The organism is Mesorhizobium sp. WSM4806, assembly GCF_055811635.1.
Genome location: NZ_JBVVQZ010000012.1, coordinates 149,723 through 166,236 on the forward strand (window position 1 = coordinate 149,723; position 16,514 = coordinate 166,236).

Annotated in this window: 12 protein-coding genes and 4 pseudogenes; 9 read left to right on the top strand and 7 right to left on the bottom strand. The window is 59.8% G+C overall.

Annotated features, from left to right (window positions below; genetic code table 11):
• Positions 1–80 precede the first annotated feature (80 nt).
• Positions 81–1,399, top strand: a pseudogene (locus AC0L2M_RS19435) (NtaA/DmoA family FMN-dependent monooxygenase).
• Between the two features lie 132 nt (positions 1,400–1,531).
• Here the strand turns inward: AC0L2M_RS19435 and AC0L2M_RS19440 are convergent.
• The 3 genes and pseudogenes from AC0L2M_RS19440 to phnF form a co-directional block, all read right to left on the bottom strand.
• Positions 1,532–1,724 (bottom strand): annotated as a pseudogene (locus AC0L2M_RS19440) (hypothetical protein); the annotation flags it as partial.
• A gap of 23 nt (positions 1,725–1,747) precedes the next feature.
• Positions 1,748–2,638: an isocitrate lyase/phosphoenolpyruvate mutase family protein gene (locus AC0L2M_RS19445; RefSeq protein ID WP_473535624.1), complete on the bottom strand. Its 891-nt coding sequence runs from the start codon at positions 2,636–2,638 to the stop codon at positions 1,748–1,750.
• Complete coding sequence (phnF, locus tag AC0L2M_RS19450; protein WP_473535625.1) at positions 2,638–3,372, bottom strand: phosphonate metabolism transcriptional regulator PhnF; 735 nt, start codon at positions 3,370–3,372, stop codon at positions 2,638–2,640. Before phnF ends, AC0L2M_RS19445 begins: the two co-directional genes overlap by 1 nt.
• Before the next feature lie 108 nt (positions 3,373–3,480).
• On the opposite strand from phnF, the gene AC0L2M_RS19455 reads away from it, so the two are divergent.
• The 7 genes from AC0L2M_RS19455 (at position 3,481) to AC0L2M_RS19485 (ending at position 11,171) form a co-directional block, all read left to right on the top strand.
• Positions 3,481–4,641 (top strand): ABC transporter ATP-binding protein, encoded by a 1,161-nt coding sequence (locus AC0L2M_RS19455; protein ID WP_473535626.1) that lies wholly within the window; start codon positions 3,481–3,483, stop codon positions 4,639–4,641.
• Positions 4,638–5,573, top strand: coding sequence for a carbohydrate ABC transporter permease (locus tag AC0L2M_RS19460; RefSeq protein WP_473535627.1), 936 nt, complete (start codon positions 4,638–4,640; stop codon positions 5,571–5,573). The genes AC0L2M_RS19455 and AC0L2M_RS19460 overlap by 4 nt, the downstream gene beginning before the upstream one ends.
• The gene (locus AC0L2M_RS19465; RefSeq protein WP_473535628.1) at positions 5,570–6,403 is read left to right on the top strand and encodes a carbohydrate ABC transporter permease; all 834 of its coding nucleotides are present in this window, start codon (positions 5,570–5,572) and stop codon (positions 6,401–6,403) included. The genes AC0L2M_RS19460 and AC0L2M_RS19465 overlap by 4 nt, the downstream gene beginning before the upstream one ends.
• Before the next feature lie 49 nt (positions 6,404–6,452).
• A complete protein-coding gene (locus AC0L2M_RS19470; protein ID WP_473535629.1) occupies positions 6,453–7,583 on the top strand; it encodes an aminotransferase-like domain-containing protein in 1,131 nt (376 codons plus the stop codon).
• A gap of 186 nt (positions 7,584–7,769) precedes the next feature.
• Positions 7,770–8,909, top strand: a complete 1,140-nt coding sequence (locus tag AC0L2M_RS19475; RefSeq protein ID WP_473535677.1) for an extracellular solute-binding protein — start codon at positions 7,770–7,772, stop codon at positions 8,907–8,909.
• A gap of 95 nt (positions 8,910–9,004) precedes the next feature.
• Complete coding sequence (locus AC0L2M_RS19480; protein WP_473535630.1) at positions 9,005–10,117, top strand: hypothetical protein; 1,113 nt, start codon at positions 9,005–9,007, stop codon at positions 10,115–10,117.
• A gap of 10 nt (positions 10,118–10,127) precedes the next feature.
• Positions 10,128–11,171: a succinylglutamate desuccinylase/aspartoacylase family protein gene (locus AC0L2M_RS19485; protein WP_473535631.1), complete on the top strand. Its 1,044-nt coding sequence runs from the start codon at positions 10,128–10,130 to the stop codon at positions 11,169–11,171.
• A gap of 332 nt (positions 11,172–11,503) precedes the next feature.
• On the opposite strand, the gene AC0L2M_RS19490 is transcribed toward AC0L2M_RS19485, so the two are convergent.
• The 4 genes and pseudogenes from AC0L2M_RS19490 to AC0L2M_RS19505 form a co-directional block, all read right to left on the bottom strand.
• Positions 11,504–11,971: a GNAT family N-acetyltransferase gene (locus AC0L2M_RS19490; RefSeq protein ID WP_473535632.1), complete on the bottom strand. Its 468-nt coding sequence runs from the start codon at positions 11,969–11,971 to the stop codon at positions 11,504–11,506.
• A 3-nt stretch (positions 11,972–11,974) separates the two neighbouring features.
• On the bottom strand, positions 11,975–13,117 hold the full coding sequence (locus AC0L2M_RS19495) for an aminotransferase-like domain-containing protein (RefSeq protein ID WP_473535633.1): 1,143 nt from the start codon (positions 13,115–13,117) through the stop codon (positions 11,975–11,977).
• A complete protein-coding gene (locus AC0L2M_RS19500; protein WP_473535634.1) occupies positions 13,117–13,965 on the bottom strand; it encodes a class I SAM-dependent methyltransferase in 849 nt (282 codons plus the stop codon). Before AC0L2M_RS19500 ends, AC0L2M_RS19495 begins: the two co-directional genes overlap by 1 nt.
• A gap of 819 nt (positions 13,966–14,784) precedes the next feature.
• Positions 14,785–15,894 (bottom strand): annotated as a pseudogene (locus AC0L2M_RS19505) (AI-2E family transporter); the annotation flags it as partial.
• Positions 15,895–15,966: 72 nt separating this feature from the next.
• On the opposite strand from AC0L2M_RS19505, the pseudogene AC0L2M_RS19510 reads away from it, so the two are divergent.
• Positions 15,967–16,510, top strand: a pseudogene (locus AC0L2M_RS19510) (IS6 family transposase); the annotation flags it as partial.
• Positions 16,511–16,514 lie beyond the last annotated feature (4 nt).

A 16,514-nucleotide genomic window follows, 5' to 3' on the forward strand; every position in this document is an offset into this window, starting at 1 on the left:
CCGTGCACGGGTTCAGGAGAACGCAAGCAACTGCGTGGCCAGTTAGGAGTGTAGCCTTGGAAAATAAGAGACCCGATCAGATGAAGCTTGGCTTGTTCGTCAACCAAGGCGGACACCACGAGGCAGCCTGGCGGCTGTCGGACACGCCGTGCGATGCAGGACTGGAGCTAGCCTACTACAAGAAAATCGCGTGCATCTCAGAGGCATGCGCCCTGCATTTTTTGTTCTTCGCCGATAGCGCCGGCGTCAAACAAGCATCCGCGAGCGAGATTGCGCGTGCCGCTGGCAACGATGGATTTGAACCGCTCACGCTGCTTGCAGCGTTAACCGGCCATACGCAATCCATTGGTCTGGTCACAACCGCTTCCACAACTTTCAATTCTCCTTACGATCTTGCCCGCAAATTCGCCTCGCTCGATCATCTCAGTGTGGGAGAGTCGGCTGGAATGTCGTGACCTCGGCTAATCCATTCGAGGCGCAAAATTTTGGCAGCGAGCCGCTTCCTGATCACGACGAACGCTATCAGAGAGCAATGGAATTTGTGGACGTCGCACGTGGTCTTTGGGACAGCTGGGGAGATGATGCCTTCATCAGGAATAAGGCTTCCGGCGTGTTCGCGGACACAATGAAGATGCATGTGCTTGACCATCATGGTCGTTTCTTTACGTCCCGAGGACCCCTTGAACATCGCTCGATCGCCGCAAGGATATCCCGTTCTTGTTCAGGCGGGGAACTCACAAGCCGGACTTGATTTTGCAGCGCATTACGGTGAGTCATCTTTACGGCCGAGCGGACGTTGGAAGGCGCTCAAAACATCTATCGATCCATCAAAGACCGCGCAAAAAAATACGGCAGGCCGGAAGATAGCATCGTTGTCATGCCCGGCGTGGTGCCGATTGTCGGTAAGACCGAAGAAGAGGCCCACGAGAAATTACGCCGACTTCAGGACCTCACGCACTCTGACATTGCCATCGGCGTTGCCAACCGGCTGCTCGGCTTCGTGACCGATCTTAAGAAATTCGATATCGACGCGCAGATGCCGTCGCAATTGCCAGCAACGAACAATTTGCAGAGCCGTCAAAAAATGCTGTTAGAACTGGTTGCGCGCGAACGGCTGACGGTCCGCCAATTCCTTAATCTCGTCACCGTTGGCCGCGGCCATCTGTTGTTGGTTGGTTCGCCGCAACAAATCGCTGACCACCTACTGGAGTTTTTCAACGATTACGCCGCTGACGGTTTTAACATCCTGCCTCCAGTTTTGCCGCAGGGATTACAGGATTTTGCCGAAATGGTGATCCCGGAGTTACGCTCTCGCGCCGCCTTCCGGCTGGCATACGAACCGGGCACGTTGCGCGACAATCTAGGGCTCGCCCGCCCGTCCAACCAGTTTGGCATTTGATACCACCCACCTTCACTATCCAACGCGTGGCATGCATTGGGAGGCAATGACATGGGCGTACTATCGCTTCGTTCGCACCCGAAACATATCGCCGTTCAATGCATCGCCATACTGGCCCTGTCGCTGTTGTCGCGACAGTCTCCTCTCCAACCTAATGACGATGTCTGGCGTCAGTCGTTCCACAATCGCGCTGAACAGCGCTTCCTCAGCCTCGGTGCAAGCCTTCGCCGACGCCAACCATTCGAGCACCGTGATGCCGGAATGGTGAGTCGTCGCCGCCGCATCTCATCGGCAAGCTCGTGACGACGAGCTTGGTCCTCGCCAAAATAAAACGACAGCATGCCAAACCTACTTCAGAAATTTCGCTTCATTGGATTTAGTGCGCTCCATCCCCTGCAAACGGAAGATGTCCTCGACCGGTAAAATATCGCGGTGGACATTCTGCACCCCGCCATCGGCGATAATGCAGCGAAAGGTTTCCTGCATGGCTGTCGCGGCGGCCCGGATGCCGTAATTGCCGTAGATCATCATGGCGATATTTCCGAGTGCCTTGACCCTCGACGCATCGAGGTCCGGATAGGCGTTCGGCACGATGACCAAGGGCACCGACCCTTTCCAGGCGCGCGAAAAACCTTCGATCTCGGAGGGATCCTTCTTCTTCGAATGGACGAGGATCATGTCGGCGCCGGCTTCCACATAGGCTTGTGCGCGGGCGAGGGCTTCCGCCTTGCCGCGACCGGCGATCAAGGCTTCGGTGCGGGCAATGACCAGGAAATCCGGGTCTTGTCTCGTGGCGACCGCCGCCTCGATCTTGCCCTGGAATTCCCCGACGCGCAGCAGTTCCTGCCGTCCGCCGGCGACCAGGCTTGTCACCTTCGGAAAGGTCTTGTCCTCGATCACGACGGCGCAGGCGCCCGCCCGCTCGTATTCGGACGTGGTATGGATGACGTTGATGGCATTGCCGTAGCCGGTGTCGATATCGGCGACGATCGGCAGCGAGGAGCGGCCGGCGATCGCCCGCAGCATGTCGAGATGCTGGGTCATCGAGATCAGGCTCATGTCGGGCAGGCCGTAGAGCGCGGAAAGCTCGAAGCCGGAAGCCCAGAGACCGTCAAAGCCGGCTTCCTCGGCGAGGATAGCCGAAAGCGGGCTGTGCGCCGCCATGATATGGACGAGGCCGCGTTCGGCCATGCGGGTGCGAAGGAGCTTTGCCTTGGTCGTAGTCGAAAGGGACACCATCAGAAACCAACCCTCAATTCAACGCGGCTGCTAGAAAAGCAGGTCTCGGCATAAGTCAACGGGATGCTTTGGGGGCCGACGCTGACGACAAGAGTCGTCAGCACGTGCTCGACCGCAGGAATGTTGAGATAGCGTGCTTCGTCATTGGAGGGTATGCGCGAGCGGATGCGCACGTCTTTGCGGCGGTATTCCGAAACGCCGCATTTGTTGAACAACGATAGAAAGCTGAATTGCTGGCGTTCTTTACCCTCGAAGGCACGAAACAGATTCCCGATGCCGGGCAGGCGAGAGCTCGCAATATAGTGGCTGCCGTAGTTGACCGGCGCACCGTCAGCTTCGCCCAATGTCGTCACCAGGATCACCTGTTCACCTTTTGGTAACTGCAGGGCTTCGCCCACATCACCAGGCGCATGGCATTCGACTACCGAGAGCACGGTGCGGGAAGGAACGAGATTGTGCTCAGCGAGATTTTGCTCGAAGAGCCGACGCGGGCCGAGATTGTATTGCAGCGGATTGACTACGGCATAGGCCCCCCGCCCCCGTTCGATACGAACCTTGCCTTCAGCCTGCAAGTGCCCGATCGCCCTCAACACCGTATGGCGATTGACCCCAAAACGGGCCGCCAGGGCCTCGCTTGAAGGCAAGCGATGATCGGCAGGCAAAACGCCCCGCTCGATCTCAGCAATCAATGTCTCTCCGATCTGCCGCCACAGCACCATTCCCGAACCCGCCAAGCAAACCTCCTCTTCCGACAAGCCGCCAGGCTGTCACATTACATACATATCCAGTTGATAATTGTTTAATAATAGCAGTCTAGAACTAACAAGGGAAGGGTTTTCTGGATGGGCGGCGTGGAGTTTTTCAACATTTCCAAAGGGTTTGGATCAACGCCCGTTTTGCAAGACGTCTCTCTCAGCATAGCGGAGGGCGAATTCGTAACGTTGCTTGGGCCATCCGGGTGCGGAAAATCCACGCTCCTTCGCATCCTAGCCGGGCTGGAGGCCGGCGATGAAGGAAGAGTTCGTATCGGCGGTCTGGATGTGACCGCCATGCGGCCAAAGGAGCGCGATGTCGCCATGGTCTTCCAGTCCTACGCGCTCTATCCGCACATGACGGTGGCAAACAATTTATCGCTTCCACTGCGCATGCGGCGGCTGAGTGCCTGGCAACGCCTTCCTCTAGTCGGCAGGCTGCTGCCGGGGGCCGCCGAGGCAGTTAAGGAAATTAAGGTGGAAGTCGCCCGCACCGCCGAGGCGCTCGGCATCGACCACCTGCTCGACCGCAAGCCGGGGCAACTCTCCGGCGGCCAGCGCCAACGCGTGGCGGTCGGACGCGCCATGGTCCGCCGTCCGATCGTCTTCCTGATGGATGAGCCCCTGTCGAACCTCGATGCCAAACTGCGCGTCCAGATGCGCGCGGAGATCAAAGACTTGCATCGCCGGTTGGGGGTCACCTTCATCTATGTCACCCACGATCAGGCAGAGGCCATGACCATGTCCGACCGGGTCGCGGTAATGCTCGACGGCAAGCTGCTTCAGACTGCTGCACCGTACGACATCTACGCCGATCCGGACGACCGACGCGTCGCCGAATTCGTCGGTTCTCCGAGGATCAATATTCTCGACACGGTGCTGCAGGCCGATCAGCACGTCAGGATCGGCAATCTTCACCTGGCTATTCCCGCGGACCAGCCTCCGGGAACCATGATCACGCTCGGCATTCGGCCGGAAGCATTCCGTCCCTCATCCAGCAGTGAAGCTGCGGCGCTTTCCGGCACGATCGGTTCCATCGAGCATATGGGTTCGGATGTCTTCGCATATCTGCTGATACCTCACCAGCCCAAACCGATCGTCGCACGACTTCCGGCCGAAGATGCGCCGAAACTCCTGGCCGGGCAGCAGCTCAACCTCACCATCCAGCCGGAACACGTCCTGATATTCGGTCCGGATGGTCGGCGCATCCGCACCCGCACGTCCGTCAATTCGCTGAGGAGCTACGCATGAGCGCCATCATTCCGGCAGACATGGCCACTGGCCGAATTGGAAACGCCAGCCGCAAGGCGGCACTGCGTGAATATGCCCTGGCGGCCGCCCTCGGAGGTCCGTCGCTGGTACTGCTGCTGATCCTCTTCATTCTGCCGGTTGTTGCCGTCTTCGTCATAGCACTGACGGACTGGCAGTTCGGCGCCCGGACGATCCGTTTCATTGGGCTCGGCAATTTCATCGAGATGCTGGGCGACGCGACCGTCCGGAAATCATTGGTGAACACCTTCGTCTATGTGTTGATCGTCGTGCCGGGCACCGTCCTTTCCGGCCTTGCGATCGCCTTGCTGATCGAATCCGGCAAGAGCCTGCGCGCCTTCTACCGCGCCGCCCATTTCTTGCCTTTCATGGCGACCCTGGCGGCGATGGCCATCAGCTGGGAGGCGCTGCTGCATCCGACCGTCGGCCTCGTCAACCAGACGTTCGTGGCGGTTGGGCTGCCGCCGGCCAACTGGCTCCGCAATGCCTCGACCGTGTTGCCGGTGCTGGCCTTCATCGGCATTTGGCGCAACCTCGGATTTGCCATGGTCATCTTCCTGGCCGGCATGAAATCCATTCCGCAGGATCTTTACGACGCTGCGGATATCGACGGCGCCGACGGCTGCCTGGACAGGCTGACGACGGTGACGCTGCCGCTCCTCGGACCGGTCACGATGTTCGTCTTGATCGTCATGGCGCTCAGAGCCTTCGAAACCTTCGACACCATCAAGATCCTGACCCAGGGCGGCCCGGCCAAAGCCTCGGAAATGCTGCTCTACACGCTCTACATCCAGAGTTTCGACTTCATGCGGACCGGCTACGGAGCCGCGGTCGCCGTCATCTTCCTCCTCATCGTTCTCGTGCTGACGCTTGTCCAGTCGCGCGTCTTCGACAGACGGGTGCATTACTCATGAACAGATTGTTGTCGCTGACCTGCAGTGCCCTGCGCCATGCCACGCTTCTGACGACCGCGACGATCGCGCTCGTCCCCTTCGTCTGGATGGTGTCGCTTTCGTTCAAATCCCCGAACGAGATTTTCGACAGCGCGTTCAGCCTGCTGCCGCATCAATGGAATGCGGTGGAGAACTACACCAGGGCGTGGACGCAATCTCCGCTGCCGCGGTTCATGCTGAACGGCGTCGTCATCTGCTCCGCCATCCTTTTGCTGCAGATATTGTTCTGTGCGCCCGCGGCCTATGTCCTGGCGAAACTTCGCTTCAAGGGGCAGGAACTGTTCTTCGGCCTAGTCCTGCTGGCCCTGCTGATCCCGAGCCAGGTGCTAGCGTTGCCGCTCTTCATCCTCTGCCACCGCCTGGGGCTGCTGAACACCTATGCGGCATTGATCCTGCCCTTTGCCGTTTCGCCCTTCGGCATCTTCCTGTTCAGGCAGTTCTTCAAGACCATTCCCGACGACATCATTCATGCCGCCAGGCTGGACGGCCTATCGGAGTTCGGGATCGTCTGGCGGATTATGGTTCCCATGGCGCTGCCGGCAGCCATCGCCTTTTCGATCTTCTCGGTTGTCGGCCACTGGAACGACCTGTTCTGGCCGCTTATCGCCGTCAATTCCGAGGCCCTGATGCCGCCACCCCTCGGCATCGTCGCCTTCCGCAACGAGGAGATCGGCACCGACTTCGGCCCCCTGATGGCCACGGCGACGCTCGTCGTCGCCCCGCTCGTCATCGCCTTTCTGGCTGCCCAGCGCTGGTTCATCGAAGGGCTGACCCACGGCGCAGTCAAATAGCGACCGCGCCTCCCGAAATCTCAATTCATTCAACCTGGAACACGCATTGATGCCCGAAACAGCTGCTCAGACACCCACCGCACGGCTCATCGATTTCACCCGCTCGATCCCGCCTATGCCGGCAATCTTCCAGGCCCGGCTCAGCCGGAGTCTCGCCGAACTCTCCGGCGAGGAAAGTATCGGCCTGCTCGCCCGCACGGCCGTTTCGGGCGGCGGGATGGCCGACCGGGAAGCCGGCGCCCGATGGCTGGAACCGCGCTTCCGAAGCGCGATTGAGGTCGACCGGATCGCGGTCACCAACGGCACGCAAAGCGCCGTATTACTGCTGCTGGAAGCGCTGGTTGGTCGGGACGGGCTACTGCTTGCCGAAAGCCTGTCCTGGGGTGTGATCCGAGAAGTCGCCCGACGCGCCCATGTCAGGATCAAGGGGCTGCCGATCGATGACGACGGCATCATTCCCGAAGCCTTCGAGGGGGCTTGCCGGAACGACCGCCCCAAGGCTCTGTACTGCAATCCGACCGACCAGAACCCGACGACCGCGATCATGCCAGAAGCCCGGCGCCGCGCCATCGCCGAGATCGCCCACCGGTACGGCGTGACGATCATCGAGGACGACGCCATCGGCCGACTGCATCCCGAGGCGCCGCTCCCGATTGCGGTGATCGCGCCCGAGATCACCTGGTATGTGATGGGCCTGACCAAGTGCATCGCCCACGGGCTTCGGCTCGCCTATATCGTCGGCCCGTCGCCGGCGAAGACGGAGCGCGTCATCGGTCCTGCCCGCCGCCTTTCCTTCTGGGCTCCGACCTCGCTCACCGCGGCTATTGCCTCTCGCTGGATCGGCAACGGTACCGCCGATGAGATCTGCAGAGCCATCCAGCAGGAGAGTGCCAAACGTGAGCAACTCGCTTCATCGATCCTGGTCGATGCGGATCTGGTTTCCAAGCCGGGCGCGATGCACGTCTGGCTGCGTCTCAGCGCCGCCCACGACCGCCACGCCTTCGCAGCCAGCCTCAAGAACCGGCAGGTTCTGGTCCGCCCCGCCGAACTTTTCGCGGTCGACGACACGCCACCGCCCAATGCCGTGCGGCTGTCGCTGAGCTCGCCACTCGAACGCGGCGATGTCGAGTGCGGCCTGCGCATCATCGCCGCCAATCTCGGGCGGCCCAAGGACTTCTGACCGCCGGCAATCGCGCCGGCGCATAATGCAACAGGCCGCTGAATGCGGCCATCACCCACGGAGAGACGACCGATGTTTTCGAAACCGTTCGGGGCCATGCTCATCGCGTGCACAGCCCTTGTCCTACCGGCTCAGGCGGCAGACATCACCCTCAGGGTCGATACGACGCCCTCGATCTTTGCGGACATGTTCAAGGACCTTGTCACCGCATTCGAGGTGAAGAACCCGACCATCCATTTTCAGATCGACACGTCCCAGCGCGACCAGATCGACACGATCCAGCGCACGATGCGCCAAGCCGTGATAAACGATCTGCCGGACGTCTCGTTTCAGGGCTTCAACTACCTGAAGCTGCTCGCGGATGGCGGCCATATCCAGCCTCTGGACGGCCTGATGGCGGCCGACGGCGGATGGAATGAGACCCAATATTCTCCTTCTGTGGTCGCAACTGGCAAGATCAACGACAAGGTCTATGCCCTCGGCGTCGCATTTGCCTTTCCGATCCTCTATTACAACGCTGATCTCATTGCCGAAGTGCAGGGCGGCAACAAGGAGTTGCCCGCCGATTGGGACGGCATACTGGCCGTCGCACGGAAGATCCAGGAAGCCCATCCCGATGTCCTCGGGGCCTATACGCGCTACAATTCCTTCCTCTCGCAGGGCCACATCATGAGCCGCGGCGGCTCACTTGGTAATGCCGAGGGGACGAAGGTTGCCTTTACCAACGAAAAGGGCATGGCCGCGTTCGACCTCTTCCGGCGTTTCGGCGCGGCCGGGCAGGCGAAGATCGACATGACCGACTCGCAGGTCCGCCAGTCCTATGTCAGCGGCAAGATCGGCATCCTCGCCGATTCCAGTAGCAGCCTCGCGAGCTTTTCCCAGCAGGCAAAAGGCAAGTTCGAGATCGGCACGGCGCATTTCCCGCTCGCCGAAACCGGCGCCGAATTGCCGACCTCAGGTATTGCCGTCGTGCTGCACACGACCGACCCCGAGCGCCAAAAGGCCGCCTGGCAATTCATGCGCTTCGTATCCGGGCCTGAAGGCCAGAATATCGTCGGGCGGAAGACCGGCTATGTGCCTGCCAATGAGGTGGCCGTAAACCGGGCCGACCTGCTGGGCGACTATTACAAAGCCAATCCGGCCATAAAGGCTACCCTTGAATCGATCCCCTATGCTGCAGCCTGGTATGTATTCCAGGGTCCGAATGCTGCCCGGATCGACAAGCTCTTCGTCGATCACCTGCAGCAGGTGGTGACCCTGCAACAGGCGCCCAAGGATGCGGCACAGGCGCTGGCCGCAGAGATTTCGGGCCTCATCCAGAAATAGGCTGCCCCAGAATTAGCTGACAATGACAATCAGTGATCCGGAACGATTGGTTCCGGATCGACTACCCAAACGACGCAACGGGAACGCATTCGATCATGGACGCCGCCTCTTCCGATTCCTCAGCACTGCTGCCCGGTGAATCTCTCGTGACTGCCGCCGGCTATCCCGCGCTCACCTATTTCCGCAAGGGAGAGACGGCGAAGCCGCTTGCCGTCTTCCTGCCCGGCGGCGGGCATCTTGCCCGCATCTCCTATGGACACCCCGACTTGCGGTCGGAAGACTTTCTGGATCACTGGCTCCAAAAGCAAGGTTTTGGTCTCCTAGCCATTTCCTATCCTTCCGACCATCCGGTTTATGATCGTACCTTTCCGGCGATGACGCTCGTCGAATGGGGCCGGGTCGCGGCGGATGTCACCAGACGGATGATGGACGACCACGGGCTTCAAAAGAATGTCATTTTGCTCGGCTGGAGCATGGCCGGACGCGCGGTGCGGCCCTACAACACTGCCGCAACCGCTCTCGGCATTGATGTCGAGGCCTTCTTTTCGCTGGCTGCCACTCCACCCCTTTTCCTTAATACCGATGTCGAAGAGGCATTCTGGCTGACCGAAGCCGGATTGCGCGAGACCCGTCATCCGAAACCCGGCCTGGAAAATCACGAACGTTTCCGCTGGTGGGATATCGCACTTGCCGAACAGGCCCAGCTCAATGGCCGGCCGATTTTCGACGGGCACAGGTATTTCCAAATTTTCCGCGGAAATCATCCCGCCAATCTCAATGGCGAACGGCTTCGCTATCGCGACGGAATCCTCGTCTCCGACATCGCCGAAGCGATCGAAGACATGGGCAGTTTCGGATATGGTGACTATCCGCTCACGGCCTGTCTCATACCAGAGTCCGAACACGACCTGCGCCATGCTGTTACCGACGCACCCACCTGGGGCTTCATCAATTCACAAAAGATCTTTCGTACATGGCTGCAACCGCTGATGGCTCGCGATCCCGGCCGGATGCGCGAACGATGGGAGGAGATCGGCGCGCTCGTCCACGCCGAGCCGCAACAGCTGAACGCCTTCATCCCCGGTGGACATCTCTTCTTCACGGGCGCTGTGGGCGCGGAGCGCACGGCGGCACAAATCCAGCCGCTTCTCCACGAAATACGGCGGCAACGCGCATTGCTGGACGCCGTCGTCGTCTCTCGCCCCTAGGAAGCGAACAATGATTATCGACATCGATTTGGAACGTCAGGGCAATCAGACGGGTTATATCCGCCTGTCGCACTCCACCGACGAGTCAGCCTATGGCTGGGTTCTCATTCCGGTCGTATCCATCCGCAACGGGGATGGCCCGCGCGTCCTTTGCCTCGGTGGCGTGCATGGTGACGAATTCGAAGGGCAGATCGCCTGGACCAAGCTCGCCCGCCGGCTCGAATCGCAGGATGTCCGCGGCCATATCCTCATCATTCCCGCCCTGAACGTCCCGGCCGCGCTCGTCGGGTCGCGCGTCTCGCCGATCGACCAAGTCAATCTCAACCGCTGTTTTCCGGGGAATGCGCGGGGGACGCTAACGGAGCGCATTGGTCATATGGTCGAGAAGGATCTTTTGCCGCTATTCGATATCGTCATCGACATCCACTCCGGCGGCAATTCCCTTCTTTATTATCCGGGCCCGACGATCACATTCGATCCCGATCCGGTCGCACAAGCCGACATGGTCGACCTGTTGAAGGCCTTCGGTGCGCCGCAGGCCTACGTCTTCGATGAATCCGGCGGCCGTGAGTCAGCGTTGATCGGCGCCTGCCGTCGCGTTGGCGCCAGACGTCTCGGCAGCGAGATCGGTGGCGGCGGGCTTACCTCGCCGGCGAATATCGCCATGACTCAAGCGGGCATTTTAAGAGTACTGGCGCATCTCGGTGCCATATCTCCGAAACTGGTCGGTGACCTACCCGCCGCCGCTGAGCCCCGTCTTCTGCGACGTGCCGGTCCCCTCAGCGACCATTACGTTTATGCCGAGGACGCCGGCCTATTCGAACCGTTCGTGGAACTGGGCGAAAGGGTTTCATCGGGGCAACCGCTGGGCCAGATGCTGTTTCCGGAAATGCCGTGGCGCGAACCGCTTGTCTGCAGCAGTCGTGCGGACGGTATCGTCATCTGCCGTAGGGCCAGAGGGCGCACGGCCCGCGGCGATGGTGTCATCGTGCTCGGCCAGGAGATTCCTACCCCCTCTTCCTCGCCAAACCGAAAGGGGTTGGATATGGCGTGACCTCACAAAGGATTTGCCACGCCCTGCGGCGTCAGATGCCGAGCTGTCGTGTCTTCGGCGCACCAATTGGCCTCGATGGACGGCTTACCGCAGGTCGGCCTTTTCCCTGAAGTAATGATCGCTCAGGGCCCCGGGCCTGTAAAAGAACTGCACTATTTCACCGGGCGGCAGCGAGAGGGCTAGCCCTGGTGCCAGGACACCAAGATGGGCCAAAACTCAGAAGGACGCCTTTGCGCCTGCAGGCTCCAACCGAGGTGAACTCACCACCACCACCGGATTCGGCCTGACCCGCACGCCCTGAGCGCGGCTATTAACCCTAGTCACCAGGCTTCTCATCCCACGAGTGAAACGTCCTGCGTCAATGTCATAACGATCATCGTGTGCTGTCCCGTCGGTGGCAAGTCATATTCGTCGCCATACGTGGAAAAGCCCGCGCGGATATAGGTGGAGACTGCCGAACTACGGGCATGCGCCCACCATAATCGGCAGCCTGCGACAGTCAGCCGATTTTGCAGTTCGTGAAGTAACTGGCAACCGAATCCGCGACCACGATAAGCGGGATAAACCGCAAGACCTCTGAGACGCCAAGCGCCCGTTGTTGGAGCAAACGGGAACGGTTCCGGACCGGACGAAGCCACGCCTATGATCGTCCCGTTTAAAAAAGCACCGAGATGCACCGCCTCAGAACAATCGTCGACGGGAGAAATGGTCACGCGTGGATTGCAGCCGGGGCGTAAGATATCGCGCCTTACGGCAACGACCTCATCGAGCCTGACCTGTCGAATTTCGAGATCATCCATGGCTCACTCGTAGTAGCAATCAGGCACTTCCGACACCAGCGTGTTCAACACCGCGGCGACACGTTCGATGCCCATCTGGAAATCTTCGTCTTTCACGGGAGCGGTGAGCGCGATCCTTGCGGCGCAAATGTCGGGAAATGTTTTGCCATTGCGTGCCCGAAAGAGCGGGCCGGGCCTGACTAGGACGCCAGCCTTGCGGCATCGGTCGGCAAAGAGTTGAGAACCGCATCCGAGCGGTAGGCCAAGCCAAACATGAAGTGCCCCCGCACAGCTGCCTAGTTTCCAAGCTTGCAACCCGATGACGGCTTGTTGTCTACGCCGCTCAGCCACCGCAGCCATTGCCGCCGCGACGGCTGCGAAGCGGCCGGTTTCGAAAAGATAGTTCGCAATTTCGAGGGATAGCGCGCTGGCAAACCAGCTTGAGCGCATAGCCACCGGGCCGACAATATCATGACGGGAAAGATCCTCGGGAAGCACGAGATACGCGACTCGCATGCCAAGTCCGATGCACTTGGACAATGTTTGCAGATACCAAACCCTGTCTGGTCCAGCGCTGGCTACGGGTCTCGGATCGACCGATCGTAACGATCCCAGGACATCGTCTTCGATGATATACCGGCCGTAGCGTCTGGCGATTTCAACAATGCGTTGCCGGCGATCGAATGGCATGACACTGGCTGTCGGATTATGTCCGGTTGGATTGCAATAAAGTGGCGCATGGGGATATTGCCGGCAGGCGGCTTCGAAAGCCTCGGGAATGACGCCATCCGCGTCGATGGCGATCGGTACGACTATCACACCCAGATCTGTGGCAATGGGCGGTACGAGAGGGTGGGTGAGCTCTTCAGCCAACAGCACATTCGTGACCGCGGTATGCCTGAGAGCTATGGCCAGCAAATTCTGTGTTCCGTTACCGACCACCAGCCGTTCCACCGGCGGCCGATAACCAAGCCGCTCGGTCAGCCAACGGCCGGCGAGATCACAGTCCCCCTCATTCCCTCCGATGCGATTACTTCGCAGCAAAAAATGGAGATCATGCCGCTGCGCGATCGCCTGCATGGCCGACTGCAGATGCTGATTCACGATAGATGATACGGGCGGCGTTGCCCGCGTAAGATCAATTTGTGCGGAGGTTGCATCGCCCATTAGTCATGCTCCCGTTTGCTGCAGCCGACAATTTTCCGAGCGCCCGACCCGATCGCGGACGTCTTTGAGCGGACAGTGGTGAGCGTCAACTCGGTGACGAAAGGCACTTCCATTGCGCCGCCCGCGTCGCAAAAGCGCTGCGTTAGTTCGTCGAGTTTGTCCAGGAAAGCCCTTTGTCCGATCCCTCGGATACCCTCTTGTGAGACACTCAGGGACAGGCACAACCCGATGAACTGTGACGCGGACATCGTCTGCTTCCATTCCCAAGTGCGTCCGATGACCGGCCCAAATTCAGGACTGGCCGCCAGTTCGGAGGCATAATCAACCCTCCTGAAGCCCCCGGCCGGATCATAGTGCGTTCCGCGTCGGTAGGAGGGGGTTGCCTCCTCCAGCAATGATTCAAGCGCGGCCAACGGTTCGCTGGCCCAGAACGCTCTCCTGTTTTGAACGAGTGCCAACACTCCGTTCGGACGGGTTATACGGACAACTTCGTGATAAAATCTGGGGCGGTCGAACCAACTCGCCGCAGTAGCCGCGGCTACCACCAGGCATTCGCCGTCACCAAAGGGCATGTGCTCGGCAGTGCCTGCTTTATATTCGATACCGCTGCCGGCGGCCGTCGCGACGCGAGCTTGCTCACGCATCGACGTGTTCGGTTCGACGCCAACGACCCGGCGGCTGTGTTCCACGTGCCGCGCCAATTGGCGCGTGAAAATGCCTGTGCCGCATCCGATGTCTGCGATCGTGGCGTCGATGGGATCTTCTTGCAGAGACAGAAGAATGATTGTGACAACGTCCGGCGGGTAACCTGGTCGGTGTTGCTCGTACAAGTCCGCAACAGTGGCCAAGATAGTCCTTCCTCGGGATGTTAACAGAGTCGTCCATGACTAGAGCCCAATGCATATTCGGCCACGATGATGTACATCACGCCTGCCGTTCGCGGGCGTGAAGGAGCAACATGTACGATCGCGAGGATGATCAGCGCCGCCGTTCCCCTGACGGAATCATCGAAGCAAGTTGCATGCCGAATTAGCGCTCCGGGTTTGCGTAACAGCGCTTGTCCGGTAACCGGTGGCTCGGCCTTGGCGACCTCCGGTCTGGGTTGCGACATTCTTGTCCAGCTTCGGACACAAGAAGGTTTGCCGAGAGCACGAACATCGATGACCTGACCGCCGGTCAAGATCGCGATGTCCTAAAGCATTGCCTGGCGGCGATCCCCGAAGCCCAGAGCCTTTACGGCAGCGATCTTCAGGCCGCCGCGCAAGCTTGTTGACCACCAGCGTTGCCAGAGCCTCGCCTCCTGAAGGCGCCGTCAATCTCATCCATGCTTGCGAAGCCGTTACGATTGGCCGAGCACTCTGCTCCAACGCAGCCTGCGCACGATAGGCTTCACTGGCTCGACTGAAGTCGCCGCGCTGCTCATGAACGTGACAAGCTCAACGTCTTGCCGGCTTTGCCGTTTCTCTTGGCTTGACCGAAAAGGACGCGCAACTCTCCTGCACATGGATCAGTTTGCGACCGCGAGAGAACTTTTCTTCCGAACTGGGCGGTCGGACAGAGTGCGTCAGCCAACCTTGCCCTCTGCCTCTCGCTGTTTCGATCAAAATCGGAAGCCTCAAGGCTTCTGCAAGACCTGTTTCGGCGAGGCGCGATACGCTTCCAGTACCTTTGAGGCGGAGCGGAGGCGCATCCGACGACGATCCAATTGCGGCGTCAATTATTCCGAATGCCACGAAGTCCGCATTGATATCGTCGGCAAGTTTGACGGCTTCTTCTTTATCGGATCCACCCGTTTCAGACCAGACACTACTCCAACACGCAGTGCCTCCTTGGCGCGCTTGCAGCGACGGACCAGAAAGCGGGCATGATTCACCGAATTTGGGTTCAGGAAGCCAACTACCACGGTATCGACGTTACCCAGTTTAAGATCGCGAATGCCTGCAGGTTCCAAATCGGAATAGCTTGCCTTCGAAGCAGTCGCACCTTGCATTTCGAGCACCTGAGCCAGCATGGCGTCGGCGGCATCGTCGAGTTCGCCACGGCCGCCTGCGCAGAGCACGGACATCCCGGTACCGTCTGGAAGGTCGGCGTTATCACCGCTGTCCTCGTTCGGGTTCTCCTCCCCCGTAGCAGCATCCCGCACTGGCGGCGCAGTCTCCTCCTGGTCAACTTCCTCCTGCGCAATGTCTGCGAGGTTTGCCTCGACGTATCATTACACTTGCGGCCATCTGACGCCTTTGCTCATCGGCCATCACCCCCCTTGCGCGATCCTGTTCGCCGAGCAAAAGGGCTGGAATCGCTACCTTGCAATAGAAATCGACAAGGTATTCCTCGTTCAGCATTTCTTCGGCGTGATCGGTGGCTTCATCGGGATCGCCGGCCAGCAGTCGCTGGTACAATCGGCTTGAGGTTCGAGTACGGGCTCGTTTCCGAACAACACGTCCAGGACTTGAATTGCCGCACATGCCTGCCGAGCACGACAAGGCAGACCTTTAATGGCGTCGAGAGCACCAGCCAAGCGGGCCCAGAGCCACGTCCAGAAAATCGCCGCAACGATGGTCGCCAATGGCGACAGCCCGGTCCGGGACCCGTAAAGCCAAGGCTCTGTGATGTTGTTGCTGATCAATTCCATGACACGAACAACGCGGCTGTCCAGAGGACCAACCGGGCGCCACTGCCAATGCCAGGAACGGCGGGAGAACCATGCCGATCGAGGGGCCGATCTAACGGACGAAGCGAAGCCCCAGCGTTAGCAAACCCCACAGCGGTGCGTTCGGTGGTTCTGTCGCAAACGGAATGGCAGCCATATCTGGCACGAAGCCCTCTCTTTTTCGGGGAGCGCGCTTGTTATGTTCAAAGGCTGTCATTTCGACCGATCAGTGATCTTGCTGTGCGTGCGCTGGTATCTGGCCTACAACCTCAGCCTGCGCGATCTGGAAGAGATGATGGCCGAACGCGGCCTGAACGTCGACCATTCGACTGTGCACCGCTGGGTCGTTCACTTCTCGCCCCACTTCTGGAGCGCTTCAACGGGCGCAAGCGCGCCGTCACCGGCAAGTGACACATGGACGAGACATACATCAAGATACGCGGCCAACGGATGTATCTCTATCGTGCCGTCGACGGGTCGGCGACACGGTCGAGTTCTTCTTCAGCGAACACCGCGACCTGTCGGCAGCCAAGCGCTTCTTCCGGAAGGCCCTGGAGCGCCACGGCAGACCGGATCGCATCGTCATCGACGGCAGCCCGACCAATCATGAGGCGATCATTTCCTGCGACCCCGAACACCGTCTGCGGAATCGATCGCGACGAGCGCTGAAGCCGATCCGCATCCGCAAGAGCAAGTACCTCAACAATTGGATCGAGCAGGACCATCGGCGCATCAATCGCCGCTCGT

Excerpts from the sequence above, each read along its gene's own strand:
- AC0L2M_RS19465 (WP_473535628.1), top strand. The coding sequence starts at position 5,570 with ATGAACAGATTGTTGTCGCTGACCTGCAGTGCCCTGCGCCATGCCACG.
- AC0L2M_RS19455 (WP_473535626.1), top strand. The coding sequence starts at position 3,481 with ATGGGCGGCGTGGAGTTTTTCAACATTTCCAAAGGGTTTGGATCAACG.
- AC0L2M_RS19485 (WP_473535631.1), top strand. The coding sequence starts at position 10,128 with ATGATTATCGACATCGATTTGGAACGTCAGGGCAATCAGACGGGTTAT.
- AC0L2M_RS19490 (WP_473535632.1), bottom strand. The coding sequence starts at position 11,971 with ATGGATGATCTCGAAATTCGACAGGTCAGGCTCGATGAGGTCGTTGCC.
- AC0L2M_RS19495 (WP_473535633.1), bottom strand. The coding sequence starts at position 13,117 with ATGGGCGATGCAACCTCCGCACAAATTGATCTTACGCGGGCAACGCCG.
- AC0L2M_RS19475 (WP_473535677.1), top strand. The coding sequence starts at position 7,770 with ATGTTCAAGGACCTTGTCACCGCATTCGAGGTGAAGAACCCGACCATC.
- AC0L2M_RS19460 (WP_473535627.1), top strand. The coding sequence starts at position 4,638 with ATGAGCGCCATCATTCCGGCAGACATGGCCACTGGCCGAATTGGAAAC.
- AC0L2M_RS19445 (WP_473535624.1), bottom strand. The coding sequence starts at position 2,638 with ATGGTGTCCCTTTCGACTACGACCAAGGCAAAGCTCCTTCGCACCCGC.
- AC0L2M_RS19470 (WP_473535629.1), top strand. The coding sequence starts at position 6,453 with ATGCCCGAAACAGCTGCTCAGACACCCACCGCACGGCTCATCGATTTC.
- AC0L2M_RS19480 (WP_473535630.1), top strand. The coding sequence starts at position 9,005 with ATGGACGCCGCCTCTTCCGATTCCTCAGCACTGCTGCCCGGTGAATCT.